The organism is Streptomyces sp. NPDC088194, from assembly GCF_040702025.1.
GTDB lineage: Bacteria > Actinomycetota > Actinomycetes > Streptomycetales > Streptomycetaceae > Actinacidiphila.
On record NZ_JBFBIV010000015.1, the window covers coordinates 1 to 20613 of the forward strand.

Consider the following 20613-nt stretch of genomic DNA (forward strand, 5'->3'; position numbering starts at 1 on the left):
GACACCTGTGAGCGGGTGATCTGGTTGGAGCACGGGGTGATGCTGATGGACGGTCCGACCGAGGACGTGCTGACCGCCTACGAGGCCAAGACCGGCAAGTAGCGCCCGCAACGCCGACGGGCCCGCCCTCCCCCTGTCGGGAGAGCGGGCCCGCCGCCGCGTTCCGCGAAGATCCGCCGCCGCGGCTGCTAGGAGCTGTCCGGCTGATCATGTGCCTGGCTCACGCCTGGATCGTTGGTCCAACCATGGGGCGGGTTCAGCGTGGTGATCTGTCGGATGTCGAGTGGGAACGGCTGCGGCCGTTCCTGCCGGTGAGCAACGGTCGCTGCGGGCGGTGGCGGGTCGCGGCCGGCGCCCGCGAGGAGCCGCCACCCGCACAGCCCACCCCAAAGGGGGCGGAGCGACAGAACGCCAGGCCGAATCTGCGCGGCTGCGCCTCGTCGACCGGCTGGTGGAGGTGGTGCGGGAGGTGAGGGGCCGGGCCGCTCGCGGGGCGGCTTCACCAGCACGGTCCACCTGAGCGCCGACGGGCGTTGCCGCCCGCTGTCCCTGGTCATCACCGCAGGCCAGCGGGGGGATGGCCCCGAGTTCAAGCCGGTCCTGCCGCGAGTACCTGCGACATCGCGGCATCCCGCACACGATCGCGGAGCAGGTGGACAGCCGGGCCGGCCGTCTGCGCAAAGGCTCACGCGGCGGGTGGCCGACCGGCCGGCTTCGACGAGGACCGCCACAAGAAGCGCAACACGTCGAACGGGCACTGCTGGCACGCCGTCCGCCTCGTTCCGCTTGACATGTTGCTAGGCCCCTAACATTATTGGTTAGGTGCCTAGCAAAAATGAGCCTGATCAGCATGAATCAGCAGGCGCGTGGGCGAAGCGGTACCACCAGGCCAGCCAAGCGGTTCTGGAATCGATCCTGCGTCCCTACGGACTCGGACCGACCCAGTGGTACGTGCTCTACCAACTGGCTCACGATGGTCCGACCAGGCAGCGCGACCTCGTACGGGCGCTCCGTATAGAGCGCGCCACGATGACCGGCGTCGTTGCCGCCCTGGTCCGTAAAGGGCTCGTGGAACAGGTACCCGACCCCGTGGACCTGCGGCAGAAGACGCTGCGCCTCACCGAAGCGGGGGGCCAACTGTGGACACGGCTGCCCGACCCCATCGCCCGCATCCGCGCCGTCGCCTTCGACGGCGTGAGCGAGGAGGAGCAGGCGCAGGTCGCCCGCACTCTGCGTGCGGCCGCCGAACGACTCGCACACCATCTGAAGGAAGAGACACCCCTTTCATGACGATCCTCGTCACCGGTGCCACCGGATTGGTCGGCACCCGCCTCCTGCCCCGCCTCGTCGACGCCGGCGTCGACTGCCGCGCCCTCGTCCGTCCCGGCAAGTCCGCCCCCGACGGCGTCGCCCCTGTTGAGGGCGACATCCTCGACCCCGGCTCGCTCGATGGCGCGCTCGACGGCGTCACCGACGTCGTGCACCTGGCCGCCCTGTTCCGCACCCAGGACACGGACGCCATCCACCGCACCAACGTCGAGGGCACGCGCAACCTCATCGCAGCCACCAAGGCACAGGCTCCGCAAGCGCGCTTCACCATGGCCAGCACCGGCCTCGTCTACGGCTCCGGCCTGAACCGGCCCGCTCGCGAGGACGACCCCGCCACCGCCGACCTCCCCTACCCGGCCAGCAAGATCCTCGCCGAGGCCGACCTCAAGGCCAGCGGCCTCAACTGGAGCATCCTGCGTTTCGGCTTCGTCTACGGAGACAAGGACGGCCACCTCGAAGCCGCCCCTGGCCTGATGGCCAACTGGAAGTGGCACCCCGCCCAGTCCCTCAGCCTCATCCACCACCGTGACATCGCCACCGCCGTCGAGCTCGCCCTCACCGGCGCGATCGACGGGCACACCGTCAACGTCGTGGACGAGGCCCCCACCAGCATCTACGAAATCGCTCAGATCGTCGGTGCCCCCTACGAACCCTCCGCCGAACCGCTCAACGATCCCTGGATGGGCCGCGCCGACGGCACCCTCCTGCGCACCCTCGGCTTCACCGCCACCGTCCCCACCGTCTACCAGGCACAACGCCACGGCCTGCTGTGAGGAGACCAGTGTGCGGCCGTGGGCCCTGCCCAATGCCTCCCGCGCACGGCTCCACGATCTTCCATGCCAGTGCAACGGCCGTTGCGCGAGCCATCACCGTCACAGGTGGTACCCGTTCCGGAAGAGGGCCAGCCGAGAAGTCCGCATGATCGGCCGGACAGTTCCCAGACGGCAGGCCGCGCCGGCGACGGCTACTTGCGGGCGGTGATGCGCTCGGCGAGGTCGCGGACAGCGGAGGTGCCAGGGATGCCGGGAAGGCGGGCGGCGATGTTGGTCATGCCGTCGTTGATGCGAACGGACTGGACGCCGTCCCACAGGTGAGGAATTCATCCCAGGTGGCCAGGGTGGTTTCGGTATTGCCGCGCCTGAGCTGGACCTGCCGCAGGTCGGCGAGCACGATCGCCCGCGTCCTCTTGCGATCGAGGCCAAGGCCGAGTACTTGCTCGATGTATGGCAGCCACTCGACCGGGAGCCGCCGACCGGTTTCCCATCGGTAGACCTGCTGGCGGTCGAGGAAGCCGGCTTTTCCCCAGCGGGCTTCGGACAGGCCGGCCGCGAGCTGCGCCCGGCCGAGGTCTTGGACCTGTATCTGGAGGCTACGACCGCATGCGGGGGTGCGTGGACGTCGGGCGCACTACGGGCTGCCCTGCGTGCCTATGCGGCCGCCACCGGCCTGGAGAACCTGCACGGCCTGGACCGCTGACCGGCGGCGCCCGGCATCCCCGGAGGGCACCGGGCGCCGCCGTGGTCACGCGCCGTCGAGGCCGACGACCGTGCCGAACGGATCGACGACCTGCGCGATACGCCGGCCGGGCTCGACGACCAGCGGACCGCGGTGGTGCGTGCAGCCGGCTTCGAGGAGCCGCGCCCGGGTCTCCCCGACGTCGGTCACCTGCCAGTAGACGACGGGGCTGCCACCGCGCGGGTTGCGTTCGTCGTCCGCTGGGTGGAATCCCAGCTCGACGCCGGCCACCTGGACCCAGGCGTAGACGGCGCCGCTGTCGGCGATGTCGAGCTTGACCGGGGCGTCGAGGACTTCACCCCACCAGCGGGCCGACGCCTCGGGGTCTTCCGCGAAGACCATCACGGTACGTACGCCTGCGAACACCGGTCACCTCCGAGCAGGTGCCATCCTACGAGCCACGGATGCTGCCGTGGACCGGATCACCGGCCCACGGTTGTCCAGAGGTGAACCGGGCCCGGAACATCCAGCGGCTCCTGGATCGGGCCCGGCCCGTCGACGTCGACCTGCCGTCCGACGAGGCGTGACCTAGACGGCCGCGGTCAGTTCGCGGTCCAGGGGCTGGTCCTGGTCCTGGTCCTGGTCGTGGCGGATGTCGTCGACCGGGGACGCGGTGGCCGAGTCGAACGCCTCGCGGTCGAGGATGCCCTCCTGCGCGGCGACGATGATCGGCGCCACGATCTGGCCCGCCACGTTCGTGGCGGTGCGCATCATGTCCAGGATCGGGTCGATCGCCAGCAGCAGGCCCACGCCTTCCAGCGGCAGGCCGAGCGTGGAGAGGGTCAGCGTCAGCATGATGGTCGCGCCGGTGAGGCCGGCCGTCGCCGCGGAGCCGACCACCGAGACGAACGCGATCAGCACGTAGTCCTGCACGCCGAGGTGCACGTCGAAGATCTGCGCCACGAAGATCGACGCGATCGCCGGGTAGATCGACGCGCAGCCGTCCATCTTGGTGGTCGAGCCGAACGGCACCGCGAAGGAGGTGTACGTCTTCGGCACGCCGAGCCGCTCCGCCGACTTCTGCGTCACCGGCAGGGTGCCCACCGAGGAGCGGGACACGAACGCCAGCTGGATCGCGGGCCAGGCGCCCTTGAAGAACTGCAGCGGGTTGACCTTGGCGACCGTCGCGAGCAGCAGCGGGTAGACACCGAACAGGACCAGCGCGCAGCCCACGTACACGTCGGCGGTGAACGTCGCGTACTTGCCGATCAGGTCCCAGCCGTAGGAGGCGATGGCGTAGCCGATCAGGCCGACGGTGCCCAGGGGCGCGAGCCGGATGACCCACCACAGGGCGGTCTGCAGCAGTTCGAGGACGACCTCGCTCAGGGTCAGGACGGGCTTGGCCCGCTCGCCGACCTTCAGCACCGCGATGCCGGCGATCACCGCCATGAACACGATCTGCAGGACGTTCAGCTCGGTGAAGGGCGTGATGACGTCGGTCGGGATGATGCCGGTGAGGAAGTCGATCCAGGAGCCCGAGTGCTGCGGCAGCTTGCCGTCCTTGGCGGTGAGGCCGGTGCCGGAGCCGGGGTTGGTGATCAGGCCGATCGCGATGCCGATGGCGACCGCGATCAGCGACATGATCATGAACCAGAGCAGCGTCCTGGCGGCCAGCCGGGCCGCGTTGTTGACCTTGCGCAGGTTGGTGATCGACACCAGGATCGCGAAGAAGACCAGCGGCCCCACCGCGAGCTTCAGCAGCTGGATGAAGAGGCTGCCGATCTTGTCGAGCGTGGTGGTGAGCCAGCTGATGTCCTGGCCGCGGGCGAGCCAGCCGAGCAGGGCCCCGAGGACGAGGCCGGTGACTATCTGGGCCCAGAACGGGACCTTGGGCAGGGAACGGCTGCGGGGTCCGGCCGGACCGGTGCTGCCGGCGGCGGTGTTCGCGGACACGAACGCACTCCTGACATGGCGTGGGGATGGGGACGGAAGGGGCCGGCCGCCACGCGCGCGGGAGCGGGTGCCCGCCGGACCGCGGGCCGGCGCGCACGGGTGCGGCCGGGGCGGGGGAGGGCGAGGGGATGCGCTGCTGCGCGGGTGTGGCGCCGGGGAGGTTCAGGTGGTGCGGCGACAGACCGCGGACATGCAGCGGCAGAGATCGACGTGCAGACGCGACACGAGCGGAGTGCTCATGCCATGTTCAGGGTGCACGGATATCTTCACGCCCGACAGTTAACACGGTGGCTTTGGGACATTCAAAGCAGTTCTTGGGGTCCGCTTGACGGTGCGCGGCAACGCCCTTACGCCTCGCGGTAGTTGGGTACGAGGGCGGCCGGGCGCTGTGAGCTGGATCACGCCAGGGCGCCGGCGGCGGGCGGCGCGGGCGGAACGGGTGGCGCGGGCGTCGCGGGCGGCGTTGCGGCGTGGCGGCGACGGGCGTCGGCGCGGGCCGACCGTGGTGACATCGGAGTTACCCAGGGTAATCACGGCTGCCGCCGGGTGGCGGCGAGCGCCGCAGCATAGCGCCGGCGGCCCCGCCCGCAACCTCTGCGAGGTGCGGGTTGTCGTGCTGTACTGGCCAGATGAAGCGCAAGCTCAGGCAGGCCTTCACCGCGCACGGAGGACGGGCCGCCGGTACCGCGGACGCCCCCGCCGGGGGCGCCGCCGCCGACGCGCTGGTCGAACAGATGCGCCGCAGGGTCCGGCTCATGATCGAGATCACCGCGCGGGCGGGCGAGTACCGCAGGGGCCTGGTGAAGGCGGCCGGCCGGCTCAGCCCCGAGGAGGCGGTGATCCTCGACGACCTGGAGCAGCACGGCCTCCAGGTGCCGCAACTGCGCGACGTGCTGCGCGGCGGCCACGTGCTGGTCGACGACCCGGAACTGTACGAGAAGTGGCGGGCCGGCAAGGGCAACCACGCGCGGCTGTCCAGCCACCACCGCGACATCGACAAGAAGGTCTACCCCGACTTCGGGATGCGCGGCCATGTCGTCCGGGAGAAGCTGCACGGCCGTACCGTGAACGGCACCTGGGTGCAGCTGGAGAAGACCCCGGCCGCGTTCGGCGGCAGCAAGAAGCCCAGCCTGGACGACCTGCGGCACCTGATGGACTACGTCCAGTACCGCTTCACGGGCAGCAACGTCGGCCCCTGGGGCCTGTCGCGGATGACCGAGCGGCACCCGATGTACCTCTCGCCGGTGGTGGCCGTGCCCACCACGCTCACCCCGCCGGTCGCGCGGACGCTCACGCGGACCCTGCGCAGGATCGAGCAGAGCGACGACGTCACCGCCGTGTCGAAGGAGCTGGCGGCCCACTTCCCGCCGCCGGACCGGCCGGACCTCAGCGGCGAGCTGGGCCAGGCGCTGACCGGCCGGGGCGGGCGCGGGCTGTTCGGCAACTCCGAGGTGTGGGTCACCCAGGCGCCGTCGCGGGACGCGGCCCGGGTGCTCCGCGAGACGCACGAGCCGCCCGCGCGGAGCACGTGGCGGACAGGAGGGCCCTCATGAGCGACGACCGCGACGACCTCCCGCCCACCGGTCCCCCGAACCCGGCCGGGGAACCGGACCCGGCCGGCGACCCGGGCGCCCCCGGTGACCCGAGCGCCCCGGCCTCGCCCGGACCCGGCGAGGCGTCCGTCCCGTCCGGCCTGGTGTCGGCCGTGGTGAGCCTGGTGAACACCGGGCCGGTGCTGCTCGGTGCGTACACGATCGCCGAACTGACCGCCGTGGACGCGGTCGTGGACTTCCTGGAGGCCCGGCCCTCGGACGACGAACTGGCCGAGGCCGTCCGCTCCCTGGCCGCGCGCGAACTGCTGCTGGCAGGTGACGGCGAGCGGGTCCAGGTCCGCGGGGACCTGGGCATCGCGGTGGCGTTCCAGCAGCGGGCCCGCCGGGTGCTCGACGCCCGTACGACCGGCACCGTCGCGGGGGAGCCGTGGCGCATCCTGCTGCTCCCGCAGCCCGAGCGGATCTGCCTGATGGTGCGGATCGACGCGCTCGGCGTGCACCAGATCGGGCTCTACAAGCTCGAAGAGGCGGTGCGCATCCTCGTGGACTGGCTGCCCCGCGGGCAGTCGGCCGAGCCCGATCCGGACCTCGGCGCCGACGACCTGCTCGCCGGGGCGGAGCGGGCCGCGCTGCTCACGCTCGTGGAGTACACCGCCGAGGGGTCCGCCGAGATCGCGGGCGCCAGCACCGACCTGGTGCTCGCCCGCAAGGGCGGCCGGCTGCACCTCCTGACCCGGGACCCGGCGCACGACGACAAGCTGGAGCCGAAGCCGGTGTCGGGCAAGGACGAGATCCGCGACCGCCTCGTCAGCCTGCTGACCTGAGCGGACCCCGCCACCCGAGCGGACCCCACCCGATCCGATCCACCCGATCCGATCCGATCCGGCCCGCCCGATCCGATTCAGCCCGCCCGATTCGGCCCGGCCCGCCCGCCCCGTCTGCTATCCCTGAGCGGGTGCCCACACCTCCCACACCTCCCACACCTCCCACGCCTCCCGTGCCCGCGCCGCCCCCTGCCCCCGCGTCGCCTCCCGCCGCCCTCCCGACGCTGATCGTCGTCAGCGGTCCGCCCGGAGCCGGCAAGACCACGCTCGCGCACGCGATCGCCCGCGCGGTGGGGTGCCCGGCCGTCTGCCGCGACGAGATCAAGGAAGGCATGGTGCACGCCACCCCCGGCCATGTGCCCGGCCCGGCGGACGAGTTGAACACGCGCACGCTGCCGGCGTTCTTCGGCGTGCTCGAACTGCTGCTGCGGGCCGGGGTGACGACCGTCGCGGAGGCGGCGTACCAGGACCGTCTGTGGCGGCCCGGCCTGACGCCGCTGCTGACGACGGCCGACGTCCGCGTGGTCCACTGCACGGTCCGCGCGGACGTGGCGCTGGAGCGCACCCGCCTGCGGCTCGCGGCGAATCCGGTACGGCGCGCCCACGAGAGCGGCCCGCCGCAGGACCCGGCGGCGCACGCGGTCCGGCACGACGCGTTCGACCGGGTCGCCCTGGACGTGCCCTGGATCGAGGTGGACACCACGGACGGATACGCGCCCGGGCTCGACGAGATCGTCGCCTTCGCGGGCGGCCCGCGCCGGCCGGGCTCCGGGGAGCCTTCCACCCCGCGTTCCCCCACGTGACAAGGCCGGTGGAGCCGGAGGGAGTTGCCGGGCGGACGGAAGGGCAACGTCTTCGCCCCCGCGACTGCGGATTACTGCCCATGGGGCCGCTGACGAGGGGGCCGGCTGATCCTAGGGTGGACAAGTGAGCCTTTGGACCTCTTTGGAACCCGCGTCGGCGACCGTCGATCCCGGCGGGAGCACCACCGTACGACTGCGGGTGCGCAACACCGGCGACGTGGTGGACGAGTACCGTTTCGAGCCCGTCGGGAGCATCGCCCCCTGGGTCCAGGTGGAACCGCAGGTGCTGCGGCTCTACCCGGGCACCACGGACTCGATCCTGCTGACCTTCACGCCCCCGCGCACCCCGGACGCCACGGCGGGCCCGAACCCGTACGCGATCCGGGTCGTCCCCACCGAGAGCCCCGAGGCCACCACGGTTCCCGAAGGGAACCTCACCATCACGCCGTTCACCGAGGTCCGCGCCGAGATCGTGCCGCCGACCGTGAAGGGCCGCTTCCGCGGCAGGCCCAAACTCGCGGTCGACAACATCGGCAACACCAAGCTCACCGCCTCGATCAGGGGCACCGACAACGGCGACCAGCTCGCGTACGACATCCACCCGGCCAACGTGCAGATCGAGCCGGGGCGGGCGGCGTTCGTGAAGGCGACGCTCAGGCCGCGGCAGATGATCTGGTTCGGCTCCAGCCAGCAACGCCCGTACACGCTGGACGTGTCGCGGTCCGGGGCGACGCCGCTCAGCGTCGACGGGAGGTACGTGCAGCGCGGCTTCCTGCCGCGCTGGATCGCCGCCGCCTTCTGCGCGCTGCTCGGTCTCGCGGTCGCCTTCACGATGATCTGGCTGACCCACAAGCCCGCGGTCGGCTCGCTCGCGACGGCGAAGGTCAACCCGGCCGGCTTCGCCACGCTGACCCCCTCGCCGCCGGCGCCCACCACCCCGGTCACCACGCCGCCCACCTCCCAGGCCCCGACGACCAGCCCGCCCGCGGGCGGCGGCGGGGGCGGCGGCGCCCCGGCCAAGAAGAAGCCGAAGAGTCCGGTGCCGGCCACCAGGGTGCTGCTGCGGAACACCACCACCAACAAGTGCGCCGACATCCCCGGCGCCGACAACGGCCAGTCCGGCGGCCCGGTCAACGAGTTCACCTGCATCGGCGACGACACGGACAACCAGCTGTGGGACCTGGAGGTGCGGTACCCCTCGCTCGGCCCCGGCGGCACCCAGCTGTTCCAGATCCGCAATGACAAGGACCGGCTCTGCATGGACCTGCCGAACCTCGGTGCGGAGCCGATCACCACCCCCATCTCCGAGTACGCCTGCAACGGCACCACCGCCGACAACCAGCTGTGGTGGATCGACAAGCAGCCCGACGGCGCGTACTGGATTCGCAACTACGCCAGCGACAACAAGTGCCTGGACGTGTCCGGCGACAGCACCGGCGGCGACAACACCAAGCTGACCCTCTTCAACTGCACCGACACCGACGACCAGGAGTGGCAGGTCGTGCACCCGAACACGGACTGATCCGCGTCCGGCGACCGGCCCGCTCCTGGCCGCCGTTTCACCGGTTCGTTCGCCGGTCCCGGGTCAGCCGCGGCCGGCCGGGCGGTGCGCGTGGCCGCCGCCGGTGAGAACGGCCTGCGGGAGGTAGAGCGGCATCGAGTCCTCCCACTGGCTGTCGGTCAGCATCGTCTTGCCGGAGCCGTCGGCGTTCATGACCATGACCATGCCGTACGGCTGGAAGGTGTTGTCGTACAGCGCGGCCTCCTCCCGGAAGCCGTACATCCCGGTGTTGTAGAGGATGCGTCCGTCGGCGTTCCAGACCGCGTGGCCGTCGTTGGCGCCGCTGCTGGTGAGGACTTTCAGGCCGGTGCCGTCGGGCTTGACGGTGCAGACGTCGAAGTTGGTCGGCGCGGTCTTGCGGGTGAACAGGATGAGGCTGCCGTCGGGGGACCAGTCGGGCAGGTTGTCGGACCCGGTGGTGAGGACGGTGGTCGTCATGGTGGTGAGGTCCAGGACGCGCAGGCCGTTCTGCGCGCCCCACACCCGGTAGACGAGTCTGGTCCCGTCGGCCGAGTAGCTCGGGAAGCCGGAGTTGGTGGAGTTGTCGGTGAGGGCTTCCGCGCCCGTGCCGTCGCTGCGGACCCGCCAGATCGCGGCCGTCATGACGGCGCGCTCCTGGAACCAGCCGCCCAGGCCGAACGCGATCCACCCGCCGTCGGGTGACCAGGTCGGCCGGAACGCGCCGGCCAGGCCCTCGGCGACCAGCGTCTGGTCCAGGCCCGAGGTGGTGGTGTCGAAGACCACCTTCTGGTCGCTGCCGTCCGGGTTCATGGTGACGACGTCGGACATGGCCGCGCCGAGCTGCTTCTGGGTGATCGCCAGCCTGCCCTGGAGCGACAGGGCCGGGAAGACGTCGCAGAAGCGGTAGTCCCAGTCCGCGTCCCAGCTGTAGAGGGCTGCGTCGAGCGGCCGGACGGTGAAGTCCTGCTTCTCGTAGACCACCGACTTGCCGTCCGGCGACCAGCACGGCGAACGCACCCCGGCGCGGGTGAGATCGGGGATCGAGCCGTTGACGTAGACCAGGCCCTCGTCCGCGCCGTTCTTGAGCAGGTAGCCGATCTCGGTGTTGGTGACGTACTGCGGCGAGACCTTCAGGTTGGCGCCGGAGGTGTGCTCGACGCGGTCGGTGCCGGTGGCGAAGTCGACCGAGACGATCTGCGACTCGGCGATCCCGATGTCCTCCGGGCGGTGGGCGTCCCAGGTGTTCTGCACGGTCATCTCGTAGTAGACGATCCGCTGCCCGTCCGGGGACCACTTGGGCGAGCCCAGGCAGTATCCCGGCTTGGTCGCGAGCTGCCGGAAGCCGGTGCCGTCGGGCTTGATGACGTAGATGCTCAGTTCCTGGGTGTGCTCCCAGCCGTTGCCGTTGTCGTGGCCCGTCCACTGCGTGTTGCGGTCGCTGGAGAACGCGATCCACTGGCCGTCGGGCGACCAGACCGGGCGGAAGTGCCCGTCGGGGCTGCTGGGGTCACCGGCCAGCGCGGCGGTTCCGCTGAGGTTGGTGAGCGCGCCGGTCTTGGTGTCCATCAGCCAGATCTGCGACAGGTGGTCCGCGGAGCGGGTGGAGGAGAAGGCGAGGGTCCGCTTGTCCGGCGACAGGGTGGCGCTGTCGTACACCGCCGGACCGCCGATCACCGAGGTGACGCCGACGCCCTGGCCCGAGCCGTTGAGGCTCGCCGAGTAGATGTTCGCGTTGCCGTCCCCGGACCGCTCCGAGGTGAAGTGGATCGTCTTGCCGTCGGGCGAGTAGTTGGCGTGCCGGTCGAACGCCGCGTCGGTGGCCGACAGCAGCCGGCGCTCGTTGGAGCCGTCGGCGTTCGCGATGTACAGGGTCGACTTCGACGGCGCGATGCGGTTCATCAGCATCACGCCCTTCTTGCCGTCGGCGGCGGCGGCCACGGCGAAGGAGGGGGTGGGCAGCAGTGCGGCGCCGGCGGTGGCCGCGCCGGCCACCAGGAACGCTCGGCGCCCCATACCCGTCTTTCCAGATCCCATCTGAGTCCCAGCTCTCATCGATTGAACGATCGGATGGTGGACGTTGACCCTCGGCGGGCGAGGGCAGGTGGTGCGATCGGTGTGCATCCGTGCGATCCGTGTGTCCGCGCGATCCGCACGCGAGGTGCGGACAGGTCAGCGGCGGAAGAACGTGACGGAGTCCGGGTTGGGCACCGCGAGGGACATGCCGGTGTCCGTGAGCTTCCCGGAGCGCCGGTCGACGCCGAACACGTTGACGGTGTTGCTCGCCTCGTTGGCGACCAGCAGCCACCGCCCGCTCGGGTGGAGGGTGAAGCCCCAGGGCGTGGTGCCCCCGCAGGGGACGCTCTGGAGGGTGCTGAGCAGGTCGGTGCGCGGGTCGACGGCGAAGACCGTCAGGGAGTTCTCGCCCCGGTTGCCGGCGTAGACGAAGCGGCCGTCGCCGCTGATCGCCAGGTCCGAGGCGCTCTTGGTGCCGGTGAAGTCGGGTCCGTCGAGCGCGAGCGTCTGACGGTGCGTCAATTCGCCTTCGTGCGGGTCCCATCGGAGGGTCTGGAGGTCCGAGCTGAGCTCGCTCAGCAGGTAGACGGTGCGGCCGTCGGGGTGGAAGGCGACCCGGCGCGGGCCGGAGCCGGGCGCCGTCGGGTAGGCGTACGGGCCGGCCGGGCCGCCGGCGGACAGGGTGCGGGTCGCCCGGTCGAAGCGGTAGACGAAGACGCGGTCGGCGCCGAAGTCCGCGACCAGGGCGAACCTGCCGCTCGGATCGACCTCCGCGTGGTGCGGGTGCGGGCTTGCCTGCCGCGGGTTGGGGCCGGAGCCGGTGTCCTGTGCGAGCGAGGCGGGCGGGGCCAGCTCGCCGGTCCGGGAGATCGGCACGGCGGCGGTGAAGCCGTCCTCGAAGTTCGTGGCCAGCAGGGTGTTCGACGGCTGGTCGATGCCGATGTACGACACCCCGCCGCCGTTCAGGCCGGTGCCGCCGGTGGACAGCTCCCCGGTCTTCGCCAGGGCGCCGGTCGCCGGGTCGATCCGGAAGGTGTCGACGACCCCGCCGACCGCCATCGTGGCGACGTACAGGATCGGCAGCGTCGGGTGCGTGACCGCCCAGTCGGCGTTCGCCTCGCCCACCGGCCCGATCGGCGTCAGGTCGCCGCGGTCGGGGTCGAACCAGGCCCCGTGGATCTGGGTGCCCTTCCAGGTGTTGACGTACACGAGTTCCCGCGCGGTGCTCCTCGGTGCCGCCGTGCGCCTTGCCGGTGCTGCGGCGGTGGCGGGCGCGGCACCGAGCAGCGGTACGGCCGCGGCGGCGGTGGCCGCCATCGAGCCCAGGAGGAGCCGGCGGGAAGGGTGCGGGGCGCCCCCGGCGGAAGCGCCGCGGGAGCCGCTGACCGGTGCGTCCGGGGGGCGCCCGGTCGGAGTGGGTCTGGAATCAGGCATGGCGAGAGTGCTCCTTCGCATCTCGGAGGGACGAGGCGGCGATCCACGCCGCGGGGTGAGGAGGGGCGGGGAGGGGTGGGGGGAGCGGAAGCGGGCAGGCCGGGGCGACGGACGCGGTCCGGACGGGGGAGTGCGGGGAGTGCGGTCCGGACGGGGGCGTGCGGGGCGGCCTCCCGGGCGTCGGCCGCGGTGCGCGGGGGTGGTGCGCGCGGGCCGGAGGGCGTGGGCCGGAACGGCGTGTTGCCGGGGTACGGAGCGGGGCGGCGCCTACGGACGCGGGCCCGACGGGCGGCGGGTGGCCAGGCCGAGCCGCTTGAGGGCGTACTTGTCGAGCTGGGTCAGGATGCCGTTGAGGATCAGCGTGATCGCCATCAGGACGATCAGCCCGGCGAACTCGGTCGCCGCGTCCAGGTTCATCGCGGAGGTGAACAGCTCGTGGCCGACGCCTTCGGAGGAGGCGATGAACTCCCCGCCGATGACCCCGAGGATGGCCAGCGGACCGCCGGTCTTGAGCGCGGCGAAGAAGGGCGCGGCCAGCGTGGGGACGGTGACGTAGCTGAGCACGTGGTGCTTGCGGCCGCCCATCACCTGGATGATCTCCACGAGTTCGCGTTCGCGCAGCCGCAGGCCCAGGTAGAGGTTGTAGAAGACCACGAAGGCCACTCCGGTGGCGGCGATGTAGATCTTCGACCAGGAACCGATCCCGAAGAACAGCACGAACAGCGGGGCCAGCGCGATCTTGGGGACGCCGTTGACCGCCGCGACCAGGGGCTCCATCACCCGCCCGGCGAGCGGGAAGGAGCCCAGCACCAGGCCCATCACGGTGCCGATCGCCACTCCGATGCCGAAGCCGACCACCACCTCGAACGAGGTCGTCTTGATGTCGGTCCACCCCTGCGCCGAGCCGAGCAGGTGGTGCAGGGCCGTCCACACGTCGGTCGGTTTGCTCACCGCGTACTCCGGGATCACCGGGCCGCTCATCACCTGCCACAGGACCAGGCAGAGCGCGATCACGGCGAGGCGCAGCACCACCACCAGGGCGGTGCCCCGCCACCGGCTGCCGTGCTTCGCGGGGGCCGCCGGGACCTTGGCCTCGGTCTTCTTCACGATGTTGTCGGTTGCCGTCATCACCGTCTGCTCCTTCCTCTCTCAGCAGGTGCCGGGTCGGGTCACTTGAGGTACTTGTTGGTCCAGTCGTCGGAGCTGACCTGGGCCTGCTTGGTCAGCGCTCCCAGCGAGTTGATGAACGCCAGGGTCTTGGTCCACTCCCCGTCCGTCATCTCGCCGCTCTTCGGCCACTCGACCTGCGGCAGGGCGGTCTTGATCACCGCCGCCGGCACGCCGGGCAGGGCCTTCTGCGCCACGGTCTGCACCGTGGCCGAGTCGAGGTGGGCGTTCATGTACGCCGTCGCCTGCTGCACCGCGGTGGCGACCTTCCCGGCGATGTCGGCGTGCTGGGAGAGGTAGCTGTTGCGGCCGACCACGAACTGGCCGTAGCCGGCCTGCGCGGAGGACCAGGCCGGCACCTTGATCGAGTCGGCCACCACGACGCCGTCGCCGGAGTCCTGGATCTCCAGCGGGGACGGCTGGGAGGTGACGAACCAGTCGATCTGGTTGCTCTTCAAGGCGGCCTTGTCGGCGGCCGGGCTGGGCAGCGACACCCACTTCACCTTCCCGGCGTCGACGCCGTACGCCTTGAGGTAGACGCTCGCCTCGCCCTTGGTGTTGGCCGAACTGGAGCCGCCGGTGGAGCCGTCCAGGGCCTTGGCGACCTGGGCGGCGGGGGTGTCGGCGGTCAGGCCGTGCGCCTTGGCGAACTTGGTGCTGACGATCAGGCCGAGCGGGTTGCCGCCGCCGTCCGCGGCGATCGCGGTCTCCGGGATCTTCTTGTCGACGGCGGACAGGAAGTCGGTGGGGCTGTCGTTGAGGAACTGCACGGAGCCCGACTCCAGCGCGGAGGCGCCGGTGGACGCGGTCAGCGTCACGTACTTGACCTTGATGCCCTGCTTGCTGAAGTAGCCGTTGGCCTCCGCGAGCTTGATCGGCACGTCGAAGATGTTGCCGGCGATGCCGATGGTGACGGTGGTGGTGCCGTCGGCGTTCTTGGAGGTGCCGCCGCCTCCGCACGCGGTCAGCGCCACGCAGCCGAGCGCTATCGCGGTCACCGCCGCGAACGTCCGGGTCCCGGGGGCGTGTGGTCTGCCGCCGCGCCCGCCGGACGTGCCGGCCGGTGTGGCCGGGGCGCCGGTGCCGGCCGCAGCGGTCGTGCCGTCGTGCTGGTCGAGGTGTGCCATGAGATCTCCTGTCACCATGCCTGTCGGGTCTGGAAGTAGCGCTTCCAGAAGTCGAGCCGGACCTGGTCGGCCACCGGGATCGGCCCGAAGCGGCCGCCGATCTCCATCACGGTCGGCGAGCCGGCCGCGTACACCGGCCAGTGCGGCAGGCCGGGGCCGTTGGGATCGCCGGTGGCGGCGAAGTTGGCCCAGTACGCGGAGACCGTCGCCGAGACGGCGCGGTCCTCGTCGGTCCAGGGGGCGGCGCCGGGGTCGAGGTTGCCGAAGACGAACTCGATCTCGGCGCCGTGCGAGGCGCGCCGGGGCGACTGCCCCTGCGCGGGGGAGGGGTGCGTCCAGAAGTACGTGTACGCGGGGCGGGTGGCGTGCTCGGTCCACTGGGTGCCCCACAGGTACGTGGAGACGCGGGAGTTGTCGCGTACCGCGGCGTTGGCGGCGCGCGCGGCCTCGTCGTCGGTGCCGGCCGGGTACAGCCGCAGGAACTCCTCGGCGAGCGGGCCGAACTTCCGCCCGGCGTGGGCGAGATACCCGTCGAGCGTGACGTGCACCGGCGGCGCGCCCGGCCGTACCGCCGCCGTCCCCCGCGCCCGGTGCTCGGCGAACGTGGACTCGGGGACCGCCCCGCCCTCGTCCAGGTTGTTCCCGGCCAGGTAGCAGACGTCGTTCTGCCGGCCCTTGGCGTAGGTGTCCTCGTAGCCGTACGGGAGCACCCACCCGTCGAGCACCGGGCGGAACAGCGGCGGCTTGGCCGGGCCGGCGGTGTCGACGCCGCGGTCGAAGGCCGGCCGCCCGTCGATCAGCTTCTGCCAGGGCAGCGCGCGCAGTTCGGCCGGCGACCGCGCGCCGTGCTCCCGGGCGAAGCGGACGCCGTCCTGCTCGGCGTCGGCCAGCACGCGGTAGGAGGTGGCCAGGTAGCCCAGTTCGGGGTCCCGGGAGTAGCGGGCGTGGCTCTGCGCGATGGCCCGGTGGAACAGCCCCTCGGCGAGCGGCGACATGGCCAGGAAGTTCACCGACCCGGCGCCCGCCGACTGGCCGGCGACCGTGACCCGGTCCGGGTCCCCGCCGAAGCCGGCGATGTTGGCACGCACCCAGCGCAGCACCGCGATGCTGTCGAGCAGCCCGTAGTTGCCGGAGGCGCCGTGCCCGGACTCCTCGCTCAGTTCGGGGGTGGCCAGGAAACCGAAGGCGCCCAGCCGGTAGTTGAAGGTCACCACGACCAGGCCGAGCCGGGCCAGGGCCTCACCGTCGAAGCGGGCGTTGGCCCCGGTGCCGCCCCGGAAGCCGCCGCCGTAGATCCAGACCAGCACCGGCCGCGGGGTGCCGGTGGCGGCCATGCCCTGCGTCCAGACGTTGAGGTGGAGGCAGTCCTCGCTCATGGGCAGTTCGACGCCGGCGGTGGCCGCGTCGTGCGGCGCCTGCGGGCACATCGGGCCGAAGCGGCCGGCCCTGTGAACGCCGGACCACGGGGCCGGCGGCTGGGGCGGTCGCCAGCGCAGGTCGCCGACCGGAGGCGCGGCGTAGGGGATACCGCGGAAGACGGTGACCGTGCGGTCCCGCCCCGATATGCCTTCTACCAGGCCCGATTCGGTTGCCACTGGATGCTGCATGGAGTCACTTCCGGTCGGTGGAGCCGACGATTCATCCGTTGCTTCGCCGGTGGGGCGCGGTGCGCGGGCCCGGCGGACGGCGGACGGCGGGCGGCGGACGAGGGGGTGCGGGGCGCACGGCGGCGGGCCCGCTATCCGAGGACCAGCGCGTGCCGGGCGCTGGCGACGTGGTGCCGCATCGCGGCGGTGGCCGCTTCGGGGTTGCGGGTGACGATGGCGAGCAGGATGGCCTGGTGTTCGTCGAACGACCCCGACCGCGGGTGGTGCGCGGAGATGTTCCGGTACTGGCGCATCACCAGCGGGTACAGCAGGGTGTCGTACGCCCGGGCCAGCGTCGTCTGGTGGGCGGCCGCCTTCACCTGCTGGTGGAATCGGCGGTTGCCCTGCGAATACGCCGCCTGGTCGTCGCGCGACTGCGCGTCGGCCATTTCCTCCAGCGTGCGGCGCAATTCGCGGATCTCGTCCTCCGTGGCCCGTTCCGCCGCCTTGCCGGCCAGCGCGGATTCGAGGGTCTCGCGCGCTTCCAGAATGTCCTTCGCCTCTTCCGGCGAGAAGCTCCTGGTGCGCACGCCGCGATTGACCTCGCTGGTGACGTAGCCCTCCTGCGTCAACCGGACAAGGACCGAGCGCATGGTGCTGCGCGAGACGTTGAACATCCTGGTCAGGTCGGCTTCGGTGAGCCGGGTGTTCGGCTCGATGCTGCCCGACAGCAGGAGCGAGCGCAGTTCGTCGTACGCCTGGCTGTAGCGGGTGCCGGACGTCCTGGTCTCGCCGGTGGTGCCGTCGTTGTTGCTCTGGTCCATCGTGATCGCCTACGTGTCCTAGAAGGGAATGCGCAGCCCGTACCCGGTTCGGCGTTCGGCACGGCGGCGGGACGCGCCCCCGTGCCGCGGCTAGTTCCGGGCCGCGCCGAGTCCGGGGTAAAGGCGCCGTGCGGTGCCGGCGAAGATATTCTGCTGTGCCGGCTCGGGCAGTCCGGTCAGGACGTTCCGCGCGAGTGCGAGGAGTTCCGGCAGCGACTGCTCGGCGGCGGGGCAGTTCGATCCCCAGGCGATCCGTTCCGCGCCGAACGCGGCGAGTACCGGATCGAGAAAGTCGGCCGCCTCCTTTCCGGCGTCCCGCAGCCGTTCGAGGTTGCGGTGCGTGAGTTTCAGGAACAGGCCCGGGTTCGCGGCGAGTTCGGCCACCTCCTGGCCGGCCCGCGCGGGCGACGCGGCGATGTCGGGGTATCCCATGTGGTCCAGGAGCACCCGGACACCGGGGAACCGCTCCAGCACCTCGACCAGTTGCCTGGTGGCCGGCCCCAGCCGCATCTGGAGGCAGACGGTGATGCCGGCCTCCTCGGCGGTCCGCCAGAAGTCGTGGGTCTCCGGCGCCGCGAACCACTCGCCCTGCGTGGGCACGGTGCTGCCGCTGGTGAACAGCCGCACCCCGGCGAGGCCGTTGTCGCCGACCAGGTCCAGCAGCCGCGCGCCGGAGCCGGGCCGCAGCGGGTCGAAGGTGCCCACGGCGACGAACCGCTCCGGCCGGCGCCGGCGGCTGTCCAGCACGTAGGAGTTGTCGTACCCGTAGGCGGTGGTGGCCTGCACCAGGACGGCCTGGCCGATGCCCGCCTCGTCCATGCGGGCGGCCATGCCGTCCGCGGTGACCGGCCGGGACGCGGCCCATTCCGACTGCTTCCCGCCGATCGGCGCCCGCGGATAGCGCGCCAGGTCCTCGGAGATGATGTGGCAGTGTGTGTCGACGACGTCCACGGTGTTCCCTCGCTCCTTGTGCTGCGTGTCTGTCCTGCGTGAACCGCGCGTGCGGTGACGGGTGGTGGGCGGTGCGGGCGCCCGGCGGGTGCGGGCGGTCAGGCGGTCAGGCGTCCGGGTGGTCGCCCTCGGCGAACAGCCGTCGCGGGTCGGCGGGGAAGCCCGCGTCGAGCAGGCCCTGGTCGCGGGAGTAGCGGACGGCCGCGGCCAGGCTCGCCTCGTTGGCGCCGATGCCGTACGGCACCGGGTCGCCGCCGATCTGGCGCGCCTGCCGGGCGAAGCGCGGAAGTTCGGTCCACTCCGGGTCCGCGGCGACCTGCCGCCGCTTGCTGTCGGCCAGCGCCGCGTACAGCGCCGTCGGCAGGTCCGGGTCGCGGGCCACCAGTTCGGAGCGGAGCGCGACCACCGAGTGCAGCGGGTAGATCCCCGTGCGCAGGTACCAGTCGGCACCGAGCACGTCGGCGTCGGCGAAGAGCGGGTACGGGCCGTCGTCGCCGGCGTCGTCACCGGTGCCGGTGCCGGTGCCGGTGGCGGTGGGGGTGGCTTCGGCCGCGGCCGTCCAGCCGGCCTTGGGCGCGCCGGCCCTTCCGGTGCCGGCGTTGCCGGTGAACGCGGCGTCGATCTCCCCGGCGCGCAGCAGCTCGCCCAGCGAGCGCCCGTCGGTGACCCGTTCGACGTTCGACGGGGCCCGCCCCTCGATGTGGTCGTCGTCGTCCACCACCCAGGTGATCTTCTCCACGTCCACGCCGTACTCGTCGCGGAGCACCCCGCGCACCCACACGCCGGTGCTCACCGTGTAGGCGCGCACCCCGACCCGGCGCCCCTCCAGGTCCTTCGGGACGCGGATGCCGGAGCCGGCGGCGCACTGGATGTCGCCGTGGTGGAAGCGGCGGTTGAGGAAGACCGGCACCGCGGTGAGCGGCACCCCTTCCTGGAGCGCCATCAGGTAGGAGACCGGGGCGAGTTCGCACACGTCGAACTCCAGGTCCCTGATCATCCGCCGGTAGGCGCCGATGATCGGCCTGACCCGCACCTCCTCGATGTCGTAGCCGTCCACCGCCGCGCTGCCGTCGAGCAGTGCCTGCACGTGCGGGTATGCGCCGAGTGCGACCGTGAGCTTGCCCATGCGTGTCCTCGTCCTGTCTTGTTCGGGTGCTTGCGGATGCCGTGCCGGGTGCGGTCCCGGTGCCGGGGGCACGGCGGGTCAGCCGCCCAGCCGCGCCGGCGGTACCCCGAGGGCCGCGCACGACCGGGCCACCAGCTCGTCGAAGTCCACCGCGCGTGGCAGCACGTCCTGCTCCAGCGCGTAGGCCGCGACCTGCGCGACCGGGCCGCGCAGCGCGTCGAAGCCCACCGGGTCGGACCCGCCCTCGTCCTTGGCGGCCATCTCGCGGATCGCGTCGTACATCGCGCAGATCGCCGCGGAGTTCTCGCGGGCGGCGGCCTCGGACACGCCGATCACGTGGTTGACGGGGGTGAAGCCCTTGCGCGCCGACCACTGAGCGGCGGCGTCGAGCGCGTCCGGGACGGCGGTGCGGATGCGGTCGTCGGCCGGGAGCTCGTTGCCCATGATCCCGTAGTCGAGGCGGCCGTCGAGGAAGTCCGCCTGCAGCTTGGCCCCTTCCGGCGCGCGCCGCACCCACGACGGGTCCTGGTAGGAGTCGACGTGTCCGTCCTCGTACACCGTCCAGTCCACCGTGCGCAGGTCCACGCCGTACTGCTCGGTGAGGAAGCCGCGCAGCCACACCCCGGTGGTCTGGCTCCAGGAGCGGACGCCGACGCTGCGGCCCGCCAGGTCCCGCACCGACAGGTTGCCCATGGTGACCAGGGTCTGGTGCTGAGCGCGCACCAGCGTGGTCACCGGCAGCAGCACCACCGGCCGGTCGTAGGCGGCGGCCTGGAGCAGCGTCACCACCGCGAGCTCGCACACGTCCACGGCCGCGTCGTTCACGAAGCCGCGCGACGCCTTGTGCACCGGCCGCACGTCGAGGCGTTCCACCTCGGTGCCCGCCGTCCGGGCGGCCTCCAGCGCCGCCGCCGCGAGGTCGTCGCGGCCCACAACCAACTTCATC

The 20613-nt window shown here is 71.8% G+C and carries 18 protein-coding genes and 2 pseudogenes; 9 read left to right on the top strand and 11 right to left on the bottom strand.

Going from position 1 to position 20613, the window contains the following annotated elements:
• The 5 genes and pseudogenes from AB0399_RS10675 to AB0399_RS10695 form a co-directional block, all read left to right on the top strand.
• Nucleotides 1-102: pseudogene (locus AB0399_RS10675) on the top strand (ABC transporter ATP-binding protein); the annotation flags it as partial.
• 378 nt (nucleotides 103-480) lie between these two features.
• Nucleotides 481-703, top strand: a pseudogene (locus AB0399_RS10680) (IS5/IS1182 family transposase); the annotation flags it as partial.
• Nucleotides 704-822: 119 nt separating this feature from the next.
• Nucleotides 823-1290, top strand: a complete 468-nt coding sequence (locus AB0399_RS10685) for a MarR family transcriptional regulator (protein WP_366411000.1) — start codon at nucleotides 823-825, stop codon at nucleotides 1288-1290.
• On the top strand, nucleotides 1287-2102 hold the full coding sequence (locus AB0399_RS10690; RefSeq protein ID WP_366411001.1) for an NAD-dependent epimerase/dehydratase family protein: 816 nt from the start codon (nucleotides 1287-1289) through the stop codon (nucleotides 2100-2102). The genes AB0399_RS10685 and AB0399_RS10690 overlap by 4 nt, the downstream gene beginning before the upstream one ends.
• Before the next feature lie 439 nt (nucleotides 2103-2541).
• Entirely contained in the window at nucleotides 2542-2805 is a 264-nt protein-coding gene (locus AB0399_RS10695) for a hypothetical protein (RefSeq protein ID WP_366411002.1), read from the top strand.
• Nucleotides 2806-2850: 45 nt separating this feature from the next.
• On the opposite strand, the gene AB0399_RS10700 is transcribed toward AB0399_RS10695, so the two are convergent.
• Nucleotides 2851-3210 carry a VOC family protein gene (locus tag AB0399_RS10700; RefSeq protein WP_366411003.1) on the bottom strand — a complete coding sequence of 120 codons (360 nt, stop codon included), beginning with the start codon at nucleotides 3208-3210 and terminating at the stop codon, nucleotides 2851-2853.
• A gap of 162 nt (nucleotides 3211-3372) precedes the next feature.
• Nucleotides 3373-4737, bottom strand: coding sequence for a dicarboxylate/amino acid:cation symporter (locus tag AB0399_RS10705; protein WP_328463463.1), 1365 nt, complete (start codon nucleotides 4735-4737; stop codon nucleotides 3373-3375).
• 629 nt (nucleotides 4738-5366) lie between these two features.
• Here AB0399_RS10705 and AB0399_RS10710 point away from each other — a divergent pair.
• The 4 genes from AB0399_RS10710 (at nucleotide 5367) to AB0399_RS10725 (ending at nucleotide 9439) form a co-directional block, all read left to right on the top strand.
• Nucleotides 5367-6290, top strand: coding sequence for a hypothetical protein (locus AB0399_RS10710; RefSeq protein ID WP_329369933.1), 924 nt, complete (start codon nucleotides 5367-5369; stop codon nucleotides 6288-6290).
• Nucleotides 6287-7114: a collagen-like protein gene (locus AB0399_RS10715; RefSeq protein ID WP_366411004.1), complete on the top strand. Its 828-nt coding sequence runs from the start codon at nucleotides 6287-6289 to the stop codon at nucleotides 7112-7114. Before AB0399_RS10710 ends, AB0399_RS10715 begins: the two co-directional genes overlap by 4 nt.
• 173 nt (nucleotides 7115-7287) lie before the next feature.
• On the top strand, nucleotides 7288-7917 hold the full coding sequence (locus AB0399_RS10720; RefSeq protein ID WP_366411005.1) for an AAA family ATPase: 630 nt from the start codon (nucleotides 7288-7290) through the stop codon (nucleotides 7915-7917).
• A 124-nt stretch (nucleotides 7918-8041) separates the two neighbouring features.
• The gene (locus AB0399_RS10725) at nucleotides 8042-9439 is read left to right on the top strand and encodes an RICIN domain-containing protein (RefSeq protein WP_366411006.1); all 1398 of its coding nucleotides are present in this window, start codon (nucleotides 8042-8044) and stop codon (nucleotides 9437-9439) included.
• Between the two features lie 63 nt (nucleotides 9440-9502).
• Here the strand turns inward: AB0399_RS10725 and AB0399_RS10730 are convergent, their stop codons facing one another.
• The 9 genes from AB0399_RS10730 to AB0399_RS10770 all read right to left on the bottom strand — a co-directional run bounded on the left by AB0399_RS10730 (nucleotide 9503) and on the right by AB0399_RS10770 (nucleotide 20612).
• A complete protein-coding gene (locus AB0399_RS10730) occupies nucleotides 9503-11452 on the bottom strand; it encodes a hypothetical protein (RefSeq protein ID WP_366411007.1) in 1950 nt (649 codons plus the stop codon).
• 156 nt (nucleotides 11453-11608) lie between these two features.
• Complete coding sequence (locus AB0399_RS10735) at nucleotides 11609-12886, bottom strand: lactonase family protein (RefSeq protein WP_366411008.1); 1278 nt, start codon at nucleotides 12884-12886, stop codon at nucleotides 11609-11611.
• Between the two features lie 267 nt (nucleotides 12887-13153).
• Nucleotides 13154-14014 carry an ABC transporter permease gene (locus AB0399_RS10740; protein ID WP_329369944.1) on the bottom strand — a complete coding sequence of 287 codons (861 nt, stop codon included), beginning with the start codon at nucleotides 14012-14014 and terminating at the stop codon, nucleotides 13154-13156.
• A gap of 41 nt (nucleotides 14015-14055) precedes the next feature.
• Entirely contained in the window at nucleotides 14056-15180 is a 1125-nt protein-coding gene (locus tag AB0399_RS10745) for an ABC transporter substrate-binding protein (RefSeq protein ID WP_366411009.1), read from the bottom strand.
• 11 nt (nucleotides 15181-15191) lie between these two features.
• Nucleotides 15192-16775, bottom strand: a complete 1584-nt coding sequence (locus tag AB0399_RS10750; RefSeq protein WP_366411010.1) for a carboxylesterase family protein — start codon at nucleotides 16773-16775, stop codon at nucleotides 15192-15194.
• Between the two features lie 143 nt (nucleotides 16776-16918).
• Nucleotides 16919-17590, bottom strand: a complete 672-nt coding sequence (locus AB0399_RS10755; RefSeq protein ID WP_329369950.1) for a GntR family transcriptional regulator — start codon at nucleotides 17588-17590, stop codon at nucleotides 16919-16921.
• Nucleotides 17591-17680: 90 nt separating this feature from the next.
• Nucleotides 17681-18541, bottom strand: a complete 861-nt coding sequence (locus AB0399_RS10760; RefSeq protein ID WP_366411011.1) for an amidohydrolase family protein — start codon at nucleotides 18539-18541, stop codon at nucleotides 17681-17683.
• Nucleotides 18542-18647: 106 nt separating this feature from the next.
• On the bottom strand, nucleotides 18648-19667 hold the full coding sequence (locus AB0399_RS10765; protein ID WP_366411012.1) for an ABC transporter substrate-binding protein: 1020 nt from the start codon (nucleotides 19665-19667) through the stop codon (nucleotides 18648-18650).
• Between the two features lie 78 nt (nucleotides 19668-19745).
• Nucleotides 19746-20612, bottom strand: coding sequence for a hypothetical protein (locus AB0399_RS10770; RefSeq protein WP_366411013.1), 867 nt, complete (start codon nucleotides 20610-20612; stop codon nucleotides 19746-19748).
• Nucleotide 20613 lies beyond the last annotated feature (1 nt).